Origin of the sequence: Comamonas sp. Tr-654, assembly GCF_011752915.1 — a bacterium.
Lineage (GTDB): Bacteria > Pseudomonadota > Gammaproteobacteria > Burkholderiales > Burkholderiaceae_C > Comamonas.
In genome coordinates this window covers 1-13235 of the sequence record NZ_VWWQ01000007.1, presented here as the reverse complement: position 1 = coordinate 13235, position 13235 = coordinate 1, and the positions used below count along the sequence as shown (strand labels likewise).

At 58.3% G+C, this 13235-nt stretch carries 10 protein-coding genes and 1 tRNA gene; 6 read left to right on the top strand and 5 right to left on the bottom strand.

Annotated elements, in window-relative coordinates; translation table 11 throughout:
• Positions 1–13 precede the first annotated feature (13 nt).
• On the bottom strand, positions 14–1516 hold the full coding sequence (locus F3J24_RS19935) for a sensor histidine kinase (RefSeq protein WP_167010000.1): 1503 nt from the start codon (positions 1514–1516) through the stop codon (positions 14–16).
• Positions 1517–1695: 179 nt separating this feature from the next.
• Positions 1696–2427 carry a two-component system response regulator OmpR gene (gene ompR / locus F3J24_RS19930; RefSeq protein ID WP_003055820.1) on the bottom strand — a complete coding sequence of 244 codons (732 nt, stop codon included), beginning with the start codon at positions 2425–2427 and terminating at the stop codon, positions 1696–1698.
• Positions 2428–2739: 312 nt separating this feature from the next.
• Here ompR and F3J24_RS19925 point away from each other — a divergent pair, with 312 nt between their 5' ends.
• Positions 2740–3489: an SIMPL domain-containing protein gene (locus F3J24_RS19925; RefSeq protein ID WP_167009997.1), complete on the top strand. Its 750-nt coding sequence runs from the start codon at positions 2740–2742 to the stop codon at positions 3487–3489.
• 147 nt (positions 3490–3636) lie between these two features.
• On the opposite strand, the gene F3J24_RS19920 is transcribed toward F3J24_RS19925, so the two are convergent.
• Positions 3637–4419 (bottom strand): 3-hydroxybutyrate dehydrogenase, encoded by a 783-nt coding sequence (locus F3J24_RS19920; RefSeq protein WP_167010463.1) that lies wholly within the window; start codon positions 4417–4419, stop codon positions 3637–3639.
• Positions 4420–4494: 75 nt separating this feature from the next.
• Between F3J24_RS19920 and F3J24_RS19915 the strand changes: the two genes are divergently transcribed.
• The 3 genes from F3J24_RS19915 (at position 4495) to F3J24_RS19905 (ending at position 7921) form a co-directional block, all read left to right on the top strand.
• Positions 4495–5511, top strand: coding sequence for an alpha/beta fold hydrolase (locus F3J24_RS19915; RefSeq protein ID WP_205244874.1), 1017 nt, complete (start codon positions 4495–4497; stop codon positions 5509–5511).
• The gene (locus F3J24_RS19910; protein ID WP_167009995.1) at positions 5508–7739 is read left to right on the top strand and encodes a bifunctional (p)ppGpp synthetase/guanosine-3',5'-bis(diphosphate) 3'-pyrophosphohydrolase; all 2232 of its coding nucleotides are present in this window, start codon (positions 5508–5510) and stop codon (positions 7737–7739) included. The genes F3J24_RS19915 and F3J24_RS19910 overlap by 4 nt, the downstream gene beginning before the upstream one ends.
• Positions 7740–7844: 105 nt before the next feature.
• A tRNA-Val gene (locus F3J24_RS19905) sits at positions 7845–7921 on the top strand.
• 1286 nt (positions 7922–9207) lie between these two features.
• Here the strand turns inward: F3J24_RS19905 and F3J24_RS19900 are convergent.
• Positions 9208–9825 carry a LysE family translocator gene (locus F3J24_RS19900; RefSeq protein ID WP_167009993.1) on the bottom strand — a complete coding sequence of 206 codons (618 nt, stop codon included), beginning with the start codon at positions 9823–9825 and terminating at the stop codon, positions 9208–9210.
• A 103-nt stretch (positions 9826–9928) separates the two neighbouring features.
• On the opposite strand from F3J24_RS19900, the gene F3J24_RS19895 reads away from it, so the two are divergent.
• Positions 9929–10819 (top strand): LysR substrate-binding domain-containing protein, encoded by an 891-nt coding sequence (locus tag F3J24_RS19895; protein ID WP_167009991.1) that lies wholly within the window; start codon positions 9929–9931, stop codon positions 10817–10819.
• A gap of 126 nt (positions 10820–10945) precedes the next feature.
• Here the strand turns inward: F3J24_RS19895 and F3J24_RS19890 are convergent, their stop codons facing one another.
• A complete protein-coding gene (locus F3J24_RS19890) occupies positions 10946–11824 on the bottom strand; it encodes a hypothetical protein (RefSeq protein ID WP_167009989.1) in 879 nt (292 codons plus the stop codon).
• Positions 11825–12536: 712 nt separating this feature from the next.
• Here F3J24_RS19890 and F3J24_RS19885 point away from each other — a divergent pair.
• The coding region (locus F3J24_RS19885; protein ID WP_255498938.1) for an MCP four helix bundle domain-containing protein at positions 12537–13235 on the top strand (699 nt) is incomplete at its 3' end.

Here is a 13235-nt window from a genome sequence, read left to right as displayed (position 1 = left end):
GAGGCATGCCGATTCAGTCTTCCACGGCCTCGTCATCCTTCTTGTCGCGCGGCAGATTGCGCTTGACCTGGGGGCGCTGCAGGCGCTGCTCGGGCGCCGCACCGGCCGTCACGCCCATGGCGCGCTGCAGCTGCAGATGGGCGACCAGGCCGCCTGTCGATGAGTTGGAAAGGGCAAACATGCCGCCCATGCGCTGCACTGTCTTGTCCACGATGGACAGGCCCAGGCCCGCGCCAGCGGCTGCCGTGCGCGCCGTGTCGCCGCGGAAGAAGGGCTGGGTCAGGTTGGCCAGTTGCTCGGCAGGCACTCCCTTGCCATGGTCGCGGATGCGGATGACCACCCATTTCTCGCTTTCCTTGGCGACCACGTCCACCTCGGTGGTGTCGGTGGACGGGGTCTTGCCGTAGCGGCGTGCATTCTCGAAGAGGTTGGAGATTACGCGTGCCAGCTCCACCTCATCGGCCATGACATAGAGGTCTTCCGGCACGTTCATGGTGATCTGCAGCTCGCGGTGGTCCTGCACGGCATAGACGCAGGAGGCAACCACGGCGTGCAGATCCACGGGGCTGAGCATGACGCGATGATCGGGGCGGGCGTAGTCCAGGAATTTGTCGATGGTGGCGTCCAGCTGCACGATGTCGGCCACCATGTGCTCGCGCGCCACATCGTCATAGACGCTCATCTCGGTCTCCAGGCGCAGCCGCGCCAGCGGCGTGCGCAGGTCGTGGGAGATGCCGGCCAGCATCACGGCACGGTCCTGCTCCAGCTTGGCCAGCTTCTGCGCCATGCGGTTGAAGCCGATGTTGACCTCGCGGATTTCGCTGGTCACGGCTTCCTCGTCAAGCTGGCTGGCGTCGAAGTCGCCCTCGCGCACGCGGTTGGCCGCATAAGACAGCTGCTTGAGCGGGCGGTTGATCAGACGGGCAATGGCGGCCGCGCCGATGAGCGAGAGCAGGGCGGCCGTGATCAGCCAGATCAGCCAGGTTTGGCCGCTGGCGGGAGTGAAGCGCGACTGATCCATCAGCATCCAGTTGCGGTCGCCATTGATGGTGAAGCCCACCCACAGGCCAGGCTCCCCGTTGACGCTGCGCGCCACCACGGTTCCGTAGCCCAGGCGGGTGGTCAGCTCCTCAGTCAGCTTCTGGCCCAGGGCGTTCTGCTCCAGCAGCTCGAATGAGTCGCCGGGCTCGCGGGGCAGAATGCGCACGCCTTCCTGGTCGGCCATGGTCTTGATCAGGGAGACGCGGTTGATCGCATCCGAATGCTCGAGTGCGGCGCGGCTCAGGTTGACCAGTGAGGCCACCTGTTTAGCCGTCTGCAGTGTGCGGGGCTCGAAATCCAGTGCCCGTAATGTCTGCAGCCAGGCCAGGATGCTGCCCACCAGCAGCAGTGCCAGCAGGCAGAAGGTGCGCCAGAACAGGTTCAGCCCCACAGGGGAGCGCGCTGTGCTGCGCCGCTCGTACTCCAGGGGTACGGGGCTGGTGGCGTCGGGCGGCGTATGGTGAAAAGCGCTCATGAACAGCAATGCGGAAATAACTGGACCCGAGGGTACGCCCAATATGGGCGACTCGGGTTACGGTTTGTCCAAAAAGTGTCTATCTACAGGTGGTTGTTGAAAGAGCTTGACTTACGGGTCGGTACCCAAGCGCAACAAGCCGCGCAGCGGGCGGCTTGTTGCAGTGGAGGAAGGGGGTATCAGTTCATGCCATCGGGTACGAACACATAGCCCACACCCCAGACGGTCTGGATATAGCGCGGTGCGGCAGCGTCCTCCTCGATCAGCTTGCGCAGGCGCGAAACTTGCACGTCCAGGCTGCGGTCGAAGGGCTCGAACTCGCGGCCGCGGGCCAGCAGGGCCAGCTTTTCACGCGACAGCGGCTGGCGCGGGTGGCGCACCAGGGCCTTGAGCATGGCGAACTCGCCCGTGGTCAGCGGCAGCTCTTCGCCATTCTTTTGCAGCACGCGGGTGCCCAGGTCGAAGGTGAAGGGGCCGAAGGTGACCACCTCGTTGTCCCCGGAGGGGGCGCCCGGTGCTTCCTGGGGCGGGCGGCGGCGCAGCACGGCATGGATGCGGGCCAGCAGCTCGCGCGGGTTGAAGGGCTTGCCCAGATAGTCGTCGGCGCCCACTTCCAGGCCCACGATACGGTCCACGTCCTCGCCCTTGGCGGTCAGCATGATGATGGGGGTGCGGTCGTTGGCCGAGCGCAGGCGGCGGCAGATGGACAGACCATCCTCGCCGGGCATCATCAGATCAAGCACGATCAGATCGACAGTCTCGCGCAGCAGGATGCGGTTGAGTGCCTTGCCGTCCTCGGCAATCATGATCTCGAAGCCTTCCTGCGTCAGATAGCGGCGCAGCAGGTCGCGGATGCGTGCATCGTCATCCACCACGAGGATCTTGTCAGTACGGTTGTTCGTCGTTGCCATGATCGTCCTTATCGATTTATTTGTAACTGGCCCATTGTTATCGCTAGATCCAAAAAATCCAGCAAAACAAGCCCAAGTCTTGCCACTTGTTACGATTGTTGCGTTTGTAAATAGAACAATAAATGTTTCTTGAGGAACTTTTTAAGAGTATTTTGCCCTATTGTTTCAATGTTTGTTCTGATGGTGTGTCTAATGTCGGCTATTCGTACATAAAGTCACACTCTGGGCTGACATGCTGCACAGCAGCGGCTTTGCGCAATGGTGAAATGCATGTGTATCTGCATGGCCTGATTTACTTACAAGGTGAACCGCATGAATCAATTTTCCAAGTCTTCCTCTTCTTCTCGCGCCGCGGCTGCCGCCCTCGCGCTGGCTGCGGCATGTGCCGGCGGCAATGTCTGGGCGCAGGCCGCAGCGCGTGACGCGCAAAGGCCCGCCAATGTGGTGCAGCTGTCGGCCCAGGGCACGGTGGAGGTCAAACAGGACTGGATGACGGCAACGCTGTCGGCCAGCAAGGACGGCCGCGATGCCGCTTCGGTGCAGTCCCAGTTGCAGAAGATCGTGGAGTCCGCCATGACCACGCTGCGTAACGATGCGCAAGGTCGGCAGATGGAGTTGAGCACCGGCAATTTCTCCATCTCGCCGCGTTATGGCAACAACGGCAAGATCGAAGGCTGGCAGGGCCAGGCCGAAATCGTGCTGCAGGGGCGTGACTTCGTGCGCATCACCCAGGCGGCGGCCAAGGTGCAGGAGATGACATTGGGCAGCATGAGCTTCGGCCTCTCGCGCGAGGCTCGGGAAAAGGTGGAAGGCGAAGCCCAGGCCAAGGCGATCGAGAACTTCCGCCAGCGTGCTGCGGCCATCTCCAAGAGCTTCGGCTTTGCAGGCTACAGCCTGCGCGAGGTCAATGTGAGCAGCAGCGGCGGCGGCGGGCATCCCATGCCGCGCCCGCGCATGATGAGCATGGCCAAGGCCAGCTATGCGGATGCCGCGCCCGTGCCGGTGGAGGCGGACCGCGCCGAGGTGACGGTCACCGTCGGCGGCTCGATTCAGATGCAGTGATCGAATCTGCATCAGGTTTGTATGAAAAAAGGAGCAGCTTGCGCTGCTCCTTTTTGATTTTCATCATGATTTAATGAGGAATATGTCTTCTGTCAAGCGCTAGATGCTATCTAATTGATAAAAGCTTTCGCGCAAGCTCTGCGGTGGCTACTGTGCAGCCCAGCCGCCGTCCATATTCCATGCCACGCCGCGCACATTGTTGGCCGCGGCCGAGCAGAAGAAGACGGCCAGCTCGCCGAGCTCGTCGGGCGTGGTGAACTGCATGGAAGGCTCTTTTTCGCCCAGCAGCTGTCTGGTTGCATCCTCATTGCTGATGTGCTGGGCGGCAGCCTTGGCATCCACCTGTTTTTGCACCAGCGGCGTCAGCACCCAGCCGGGGCAGATGGCGTTGCAGGTCACGCCGGTGGTGGCGTTTTCCAGCGCCGTCACCTTGGTCAGGCCGACGATGCCGTGCTTGGCGGCGACATAGGCCGATTTTTCGGCCGAGCCGACCAGGCCGTGCACCGAAGCCACGTTGATGATGCGGCCCCAGTTGGCCTGCTGCATGGCGGGCAGGGCCAGACGCGTGGTGTGAAAGGCGCTGCTCAGGTTGATGGCGAGGATGGCATCCCACTTCTCCACGGGGAAGTCCTGCACCTTGGCCACATGCTGAATGCCGGCGTTGTTGACCAGGATGTCGACGCGGCCGAACTCGGCAGCGGCGTACTTCATCATGGCCTCGATGTCGGCTGTCTTGCTCATGTCCGCACCGTGGTAGCCGACCTTGATGTCGGCCGACTTGCCGGCATCCAGTACCTGGGCGCGTGGTGCTTCGACATCGCCAAAGCCGTTGAGCACGATATTGGCGCCCTGGCGTGCGAGAGCGATTGCGATACCTAGGCCGATTCCGCTGGTCGATCCCGTCACGAGAGCGGTTTTGCCTTTCAACATGGACATACAAGGTCTCCGAATGAATTACGATGCGACACAGCCATTATCGGCCCCGGTCCTGAAAACACGCTCTCCATGAATCAACCTACGCTGAATTACGTATCGTGTCCCGGAGCCTCTGCAATGGCTCCCACCTGGGCCAGCGCTCAGCGCCGGGAGCAGCTTGGGGCTCAACCCGAGGGCACCCACCGCATGGCGTACTGGGAATGGAACCGTACCGGCAATCCAAGACATCCTCATGTCATCATCTGCGTGCATGGCCTTTCGCGCCAGGGGCGGGACTTTGATGTGCTGGCCACCGAGCTCAGCCGCTTTGCCCGGGTGATCTGCCCCGATGTGGTGGGGCGCGGCGAAAGCGACTGGTTGGCCGACCCCTTGGGCTATCAGCTGCCGCTGTACGCGGCCGATATGTTGGCGTTGCTGGCCCAGCTGCATGCTCAGGCGCCGATTGAAACCCTGGATTGGGTCGGCACCAGCATGGGCGGCCTGATCGCCATGGGCATCGTGGGCCAGCACGGTCTTCCGTTGCCGGTGCCTGTGCAACGGCTGGTGCTCAACGACGTCGGCCCGACCATTGAGTGGGAGTCGCTGGAACGCATCGGTTCCTATGTCGGCAAAAGCTTGCAGTTTCCCAACTTCGAGAGCGCAGCCGCCGCCATGCGCTTGATTTCCGAAGGATTCGGCCCACATAGCGATGAGCAGTGGCGCCGGCTCTCGCAGGCCATGATCAAGCCAGATCCCCAAGGGGGCGTGGTGCTGCATTACGACCCCCGTATTGCAGTGCCCATGGCCCAGATGACGCGCGAGACCGCTCAGGCCGGTGAGGCCTTGCTCTGGCAGCTTTACGACCAGATTACGGCACAGGTTTTGCTTATCAGAGGGGCCGAGTCCGATCTGCTTTCGAGCCGTACCGCCCAAGCCATGTCCGAACGTGGCCCCAGGGCGCATTGCACGGAACTGGAAGGCGTGGGACATGCTCCAACACTGGTAGTGCCGGGACAAGTGGCTTTGATACAAAAGTTTTTACAAGGGGATAAGGGTCTGCCTGCGAGCATCAGTCTTGCGCAGCAGGCCCAAGAGGAAGCTGCATGAAGACCAGCGATACCGTAACCACCGTCTCTGACGCCGCACCCAAGCTCACGGAGCCTACGCCGCATCTGATTACCGCCACATCCGAGGTTTTGCCCGATCAAGTCAATGCGCTGGCGCGCGCCCGCGCCTTTGCAGAACCGCTGATTGCCGGCGAAGTCATGGAGACCGGTGAAAACACCCTGACCCACGCCGACGCCGTTGCCGCCATCCTCAAGAAAATCGGCGGCTCTGAAACCATGCAGGCGGCCATTTATCTGGTGCATGCCAGCGTGCACCTGAACAAGCCGCAGGAAGTGATTGCCAAGGCGTTTGGCGATAATTTTGCGACCCTGGCGGTCGAGACCATCAAGCTCATCCGCGTGCAGCAGCAGGCGCGAGACGCGGAGCTGAGCAGCCAGCATGTCGATGGCGTGGCCACGCAGACCGAGAACGTGCGCAAGATGCTACTGGGCTTCTCGCGCGATCTGCGCGTGGTGCTGCTGCGCCTGGCGTCGCGCCTGCAGACGCTGCGCTACTACGCGGCCGAGAAGAGCCCGGTCTCGCCCAGCATCGCGCGCGAAGCGCTGTATGTCTTTGCGCCGCTGGCCAACCGCCTGGGCATCTGGCAGATCAAATGGGAGCTCGAAGATCTGGCCTTCCGATTTCTGGAGCCCGATACCTACCGCCAGATTGCGCGTCTGCTCGACGAAAAGCGCGTCGAGCGCGAGGCCTATATGGAGCAGATGCGTGCGCGCCTCGAAGGCGACTTGCGCGCCCACAGCATCAGCGCCTCGGTTCAAGGGCGTCCCAAGCATATCTACAGCATTGTCAAGAAGATGCGCGGCAAGTCGCTGAGCTTTGACCAGCTGTTCGATATCCGTGCCATGCGCGTCATCGTGCCTACGGTCAAGGACTGCTATGCAGCCCTGTCCTGGGTGCATGAGCAGTTCACACCGCTGGAAAAGGAGTTTGACGACTACATCGCCAAACCCAAGCCCAATGGCTATCAGTCGCTGCACACGGTGGTGCGCGATGAAACCGGCCGCACCATAGAGATCCAGATCCGTACCCAGGCCATGCACGACCATGCCGAACACGGTGTGGCCGCGCACTGGGCCTACAAGGAAGCTGGCACCAAGGGCTATGCGGGCGTGTCAGCGTCCAGCGAATATGACGCCAAGATCGCCGTGCTGCGCCAGTTGCTGGCCTGGGGCAGCGATCTGACGGGTTCGGCCCAGCGTGGTCTGTTCGAAGATCGCATCTATGTGCTGACTCCCGATGCGGCCGTGATCGAGCTGCCGCAAGGAGCCACGCCGGTGGACTTTGCCTACTCGGTGCACACCAGTCTGGGTCATCGTTGCCGCGGCGCGCGTGTGGACGGAGCCATGGTGCCGCTGAACACCGCTCTGGAAAGCGGTCAGACCGTGGAGATCAACACGGCCAAGGAAGACCGGCCTTCCCGCGACTGGCTCAATGCCGACCTGGGATATCTGGTCAGCAACCGGGCCAAGGCCAAGGTGCGTGCCTGGTTCAATGCCCAGGCCACGCACGAAACCGTGTCGCGCGGTCGGGAGGCGGTTGAGAAGCTGCTGCAGCGCGAGGGCAAGACGGCGATCAAGCTCGAAGAGCTGGCGGCGCAACTGGGCTTCAAGTCTGCCGATGCGTTGTTTGAAGTCGTGGGCAAGGACGAGTATTCACTGCGCAATATCGAAGTAGTGCTGCGTCCCAGTGAAGAAACGCCAGAGGAAGACGCATTCACGCCGGTGCGCAAGGCGCGCGGCCATGACTCTTCGCGCGGCGGGGTGCTGGTGGTGGGCGTCGATTCGCTCATGACGCAGCTGGCCAAATGCTGCAAGCCCGCTCCTCCGGACGAGATCGGCGGCTTTGTGACCCGTGGCAAGGGGGTGAGCGTGCACCGCTGCGATTGCTCCAATTTCCGCGAGATGATGGCCAAGAGCCCCGAGCGTGTCATCGAGGTCGACTGGGGCACACCCAAGCATGTGGACAAGGGTGGGCCGGTTTATCCCGTGGACGTCGCAGTCGAGGCAGCCGATCGTCAAGGTCTGCTGCGCGACATCTCGGACGTGTTTGCACGCGAGAAGACCAATGTCATCGGAGTGCAGACCCAGTCCGTCAAAGGGACGGCGTGGATGACCTTCACGGTGGAAGTGGCAGACTCGGGACGCCTCAACAAGGTACTTGGCATCGTGGCTAGTGTTTCCGGCGTTCGCTCGGCCAGAAGGCGCTGATGTAAGTCCCAATTGCAGCTGGCAGCGCTCGATGACAAGAAAATGTTAGCTCTCAAAAAATGAGTGAAAAACCCGTGCTACAATTGCTTCATCGAACAGAACAACAGGCGCGTAGCTCAGCTGGTTAGAGCACCACCTTGACATGGTGGGGGTCGTTGGTTCGAGTCCAATCGCGCCTACCAAACGTGCAGACGAAACCAGAGTCTGCAACAAAAAGCCCGCTGTAAGCGGGCTTTTTTGTTTCCGGAATACGGAGCAAGTGCAGGAGTATGACCCTGCGGTCGGCACTTTGGAGCACACTTCCCGAGCGACACTTAGAACACGAGGCGCATAGATTGCGCCCGTCCATTGAAAAGAAGGCATGCCGCTAAGCATCTGCACTTGACTGTACGCCAAGCGTCTCAGGGTAGGGCCAGCTTATCCCGACCAGAGCTCAGCAGCAAGACATAATTTGTCTCTACAAGGAGGAGAAATGGCCGCTGCAGACACAAACAACCCTGGTCTTGCCGACTGCACCGTTCTTGGTGCAAACGGCTTCCATTTGCTATCGGCAGCAAGATCAAGCTCAGTTTTGGTAAAAATAATGTTCACTGTATCAATGCAGACCGCACTGCAACCTTCAGCCTTGCCGAACCCGCGGAGCTGAATATTTCCGGTCCAGGCTCCGTCACCACTGGCGGTGGCTTTATTGGCGGAGGCTTCGGTGTTGACGGAGCATTGGAAGGCATGGCTGTAGCCACGGTCCTGAACCTTCTCACGTCAAAGACGAAGGTTCATACCTTTCTCACACTGATTGCCAACTTCGGCGAACTCCATTTGCACTACGCGGGGATGGAGCCTTCAGCACTGCGTATAGCTCTGGCTCCTGTCTACGTGCATCTACGGCGTCTTGACCCGGTTTGGCAAGAATCACGGCTGAAGTTACTTCACGCCCAACAAGCAGCAGGCCGATTGTCTGCAAACGACTTTGCTGCCGCAAAAAGGCGTTTGGAAGTTACTTCCGACTGGAAGGACCCAGTTTGGGAAGCAGAAGAATTGAAGCGACTGCAGCAAACGGCACTGCAGAACGGGCCCGAGGGGCAATGTCCCAATTGTGATTCTGTGATTCTGCTAGCCTCGGAGTCCTGTGCTAGATGTAAGGCCAGCTTTGGTCTTGGCTCTGTATGGAAGGTTCTGCCGGTTTAGCTGCCAGCAAGTTTCGCATGCGAAAAAGTGTGGACCCCAAGTAGGCAACTGCTGTACAGGTACGTGTGAGTAGAGCAAATAAAGCTTGCCGGACCCGAAAAAGCTTGTCGAGCAGAGTACGCCACTCGTTACTTGATTCAGAGCACCAAGACAATCGCTCCTCCAATGATTGTTTTCAGGTGAGCAGCAGCCCTTCGCTAACAGGCCGCCATCGGAGATGCTGGAATTCCGCTATATCGAATCACGATGGGTGCTGCCAAACCCATTGGGACATTCCCAATTTTTAGAGCAGTCCTTGGCGACATCCCAGCAATATAAGAATCAAGCCACAGGTTCGCTCTATAGCAGACTTCCCCTGTCGGTATAAATTTGCCATCCGCTTTACTGATAGTGCAAGCGCTACGCTGCCGTACCAGATGACAGCGATCGTTCCAACCATTGCCACCAACATGATTAGCGTCTCTGTCGATGCCTGAGCAGGTATGGTCCCGGAGAACATCGACGCATAGAACGCCATTGATTTTGGATTTGCCAAGTTCGTGGTTATTCCGGCACGCAGGGCCGCGCTAAAAGTTGTCTTGGTTTTCGATGTATTACCTATCCCGAGGGGCTGCGCTGATCGTATGAGGAGTTGAATGCCGAACCAGATCAGATAGCCGGCCCCCATCAACTTGATGGTCCAGAACATCCACGGCAGCGATGTGACCAGCAGACCTACACCGAATACGGCAGCCGCAGCCCACAGCATGTTGATCAGGGCAATCCCGAAAACCATGGCAATTGCCTCAAACCTCGATGACGAAACTGCTCTGTGCGTTACAGCCACGAAGTTAGGGCCGGGACTGATGACCCCCGCCACACAAACAATGGCGGCGGACATTACGGCGGAAAAGTCGAGCATAAAAAACCTTGCCTGTTGAAAGGGTCTCATGCTGTGGGGTGACGCTTGATATGTCTAATACCCAATAGGGAATGCTACGATAGCCTCAACATATCAGGATGGCATGATCAACTTCCGCCTTGTACGACATTTGTGGCTGTTTCTCGTCGTCGCCGAGGAACTGCATTTCGGCCGCGCTGCCAAGCGGCTGAACATGTCCCAGCCGCCGCTCACGGAGCAAATCCAAATCCTGGAGCAGTCTCTCAAGGTCAAACTGTTTGAGCGCTCGCGACGTGGCACCAGGCTCACGCATGCGGGAGCAGCCATTCTTCCCGCAGTTCGAAAATTTGCCGATCAACTGGAGCGTCTTGAATTCGCAGTTCGCGAAGCGGTAGCAGGACAGCGCAGCATGTTGACCATCGGTGCAATCAGTACCGCCATGGTGGAGGTTTTGCCATCGCTGATCGTAAAAATGAAAGCTACCCATCCCGATGTGACCATCTCAATGCGAGAGATTGACAGCGTGGAAGCGGTTCCACTGCTTCATGCAGGCGATATTGACATTGCATTCGCCAGGCTGGAGGGCGAGCTTGGAAGCGGAATCCAAACCATCCCGCTACGTGAGGACCGCTTGGCCGTGGCCTTGCCAAAAAAACATCCACTGGCGGGAAGAACGCGAATTCCACTGGCTTTGTTGGCGCAAGAGGATTTCGTAATGTTCTACCGACACGTAAGTCCCAGCTATTTCGATAGCCTGGTGTCTGCTTGTCGCAATGCAGGCTTCTCGCCACGCGTTGTTCATGAGGTCAGTTCTGTTGCTTCGCAAATTGCGTTTGTGGGGTGCGGGCAAGGTGTGGCTCTGATTCCCTCTGGGATGAAGAAAGTGGCACATGAGACATGTGTAGTACGTCCTCTGGCTAAAAAGCTGAGTGTCATAACTACGGCGGTCGCATGGAATCAAGCCACAGGCAACCCGTTGGTCGAAGCAGCAATAGCCGCGATAAAGGATTCCTGAGCTACCGAATCTGTGGGAAATGCTAGCGTTCTCAATAGCAGGCACTGGTTGACAGCACAACTTCGTACTCGCCACCGGTGGCCGCCTTTGAGCAATTCAAGCGCTGCGCTGAACACTGCCATGCGGCTATCTCAGGACAAGAGCGGCAAGGAGACCGAGTGGACAGCAATGCTCGGAGTCAACATTTGGATGTCTTGGCTCATCGTGCAGTCGCCCGAGCGAAAAGCGGCGTTCCGCGATTGCAAACAAGGTCTCAGCAGCCAGTACGGCCATTGCCGTCTCGAACAGGCTTGTCCGACCGTGGTTGCAGGCGAGGGAATGCAGGTGGTGTGTGTTTGGCGAGCCTTCAACAGGCTCGCGCTCTTCAAACAGGCGTGCGAAATAGATGACGCTGAAGCGTTTTCCGCCTCGGCCGGCGTGGTCTACAAACTCCTGCAGGTAGTCGAGTGCTTTGGTGCCAGGTTTGGGAATGGCGGAAACAAGTTCAAACGCGAGGTCTTCGGTCGTTTCCGTGTTCTGTTTTGTGCAGTTGTCCAGAACTTGGTGAAGGACATCTGGCCGGCCTTGTACCAATGCAGCAAGCACGCTAGCGACTTGCCGTGCGTCGATGGCCCCGAACGACGAACCATCCAGCTTCAGCAGCCTTGCCGGTCCGTGTTGGTCATTCACCAATGCCTGAATGGCCCCCTCGATTCTTTTAAAGACCCCGTTCTGGGTCAGTCGGCTCAGTTGGGTTATCGCTGCTGGGGTGTCAATCTCCCGTAGTTTGCGAAGAATCACATAGCTCCGGGCCTTGTCGGCCCACTGGTCGACCGTGGCATCAAGCGCATGCGGCGACAGCTTGGTTTCCGAGGCGAAGACGTGCAACGCCGCCAAGTCTTCCATGCTGGTGCTAAACCACGCCGTTGATGCAATCCGCTCGGCAAACTGAGATTGAAGTGTGGCCACGACTGCCTCGTCGTCGAGGGTCTCGTCCTGCGAGACAAGCGCGTTCATCAGCACCATCTCGCTGTGGGACCGAAAAATCTAAGTAGCCGGGAAATTGATTATTAACCATGCGGCACGTTTTATTCGAGGAATGAAAGACTGCAGCTGTACCTGATTTGACGTTTATTTAAAGGTTTTTCTGAAACGCAAAAGCGATCTCCGATTTTAAACAAATGGCGTCGCAGGGCATATGAGCGTCATCAGAAAAATTGACACTTTTTCTAATATTTGTCTGGAAGGACGATGGAATGTCCGCTTTTGCAAAAGCGGTCCAAGTTGCTAACTCTTAGTATTCGTGAGCTTTTGGCATGGTGTACCACCTAATAGATAGCTAGGATTTTTGCCAAAGTCAGTAGTCAAGGAGAATTTCATGGAGGTCGTTAAGAATTTGGCAAGGCCGTCAATCCTTTGCAGTAGGGTCTGGTCTTGGAAATCCTTCTGCGGTCATCTCCAAATTTTCACAGGAACAGATCACCAAATGAGTACGTGTCGGTAGTGAACTGGTCGTGCCTAACTCCGCTTGTAGATGTGTAGTCTGTTTCCACGTTTCAAGCACCTTGATCGCCTTGGCATTCAGGTCAGACAAAAGTTACTGATCAGCGCTTGCGTTGATGGGCAGTTCCTGTAGCGCGGAAATGCTGTTTCAGGCGAATTTTAAAAGCTGAGAGTTATTAAGTATTCACTAGAGAGGGAGCGGGAAGGCCGTGAAAACAAAAACATTCAATGGGGGATGGCGAGAATAAGCCGCTTCAGGATTTTGACACGACTTGCCATTTCATTTCTGGTGATGGTGCTGCTGTTGATGGCGTTGGGTGGCATCACGCTGTTTCTGTCGTCTGCCCAGCGTGAAGTGATGAACGATATCGTTCATCGCTATAACCCGATTACCAAGGCTCTGGGGGTCGTAGCAGAAGGGAGCAGCAACCAGGCCATCGAGTTCCGCAACCTGGCGCTCTTTCCTGCACCGGATATTCAAAAGTCGGCACGCGAGCAAATCGATGTATCTCGCACCGAGGTCACGGGGCAGCTGGAAGCCTTGGCAAAGCTCGTGCAGTCCGAAAAAGGTACGGCCTTGCTGGCGCGCATCCAGCAACTGCGCGAGACCTATTTCAAGCTGAGCAGCGAGTTTCTTGACTTGCACGATAAGGGGCGCATTGACGACGCGCTGGAGGTCCTGGTTAACAAGCAAATCCCGGTTCAGCTGGAATATCAGCGTGTCATTCAGGAACTGCTTGAGTATCAGGCGCAGAACATGGCCAAGGCGAGCCAGAATGCCGAAAGTGCCGTCAATGACTTGCAGCAGGACGTTGTGCTGGCCGCAGCCGTAGCCGTTGCCCTGGCCTTGTTTCTGGCCATTTCCATCATCCGTTCCATCACACGCCCGCTGGCGCAAGCCGTGGCTGTGGCTGATCGCGTGGCTGCAGGTGAT

Bases quoted from the DNA above. Each gene is read 5' to 3' on its own strand.
- F3J24_RS19935 (WP_167010000.1), bottom strand. From the start codon at position 1,516: ATGAGCGCTTTTCACCATACGCCGCCCGACGCCACCAGCCCCGTACCC.
- F3J24_RS19900 (WP_167009993.1), bottom strand. From the start codon at position 9,825: ATGCTCGACTTTTCCGCCGTAATGTCCGCCGCCATTGTTTGTGTGGCG.
- F3J24_RS19915 (WP_205244874.1), top strand. From the start codon at position 4,495: ATGAATCAACCTACGCTGAATTACGTATCGTGTCCCGGAGCCTCTGCA.
- ompR (WP_003055820.1), bottom strand. From the start codon at position 2,427: ATGGCAACGACGAACAACCGTACTGACAAGATCCTCGTGGTGGATGAC.
- F3J24_RS19890 (WP_167009989.1), bottom strand. From the start codon at position 11,824: ATGGTGCTGATGAACGCGCTTGTCTCGCAGGACGAGACCCTCGACGAC.
- F3J24_RS19895 (WP_167009991.1), top strand. From the start codon at position 9,929: ATGATCAACTTCCGCCTTGTACGACATTTGTGGCTGTTTCTCGTCGTC.
- F3J24_RS19920 (WP_167010463.1), bottom strand. From the start codon at position 4,419: ATGTTGAAAGGCAAAACCGCTCTCGTGACGGGATCGACCAGCGGAATC.
- F3J24_RS19925 (WP_167009997.1), top strand. From the start codon at position 2,740: ATGAATCAATTTTCCAAGTCTTCCTCTTCTTCTCGCGCCGCGGCTGCC.
- F3J24_RS19910 (WP_167009995.1), top strand. From the start codon at position 5,508: ATGAAGACCAGCGATACCGTAACCACCGTCTCTGACGCCGCACCCAAG.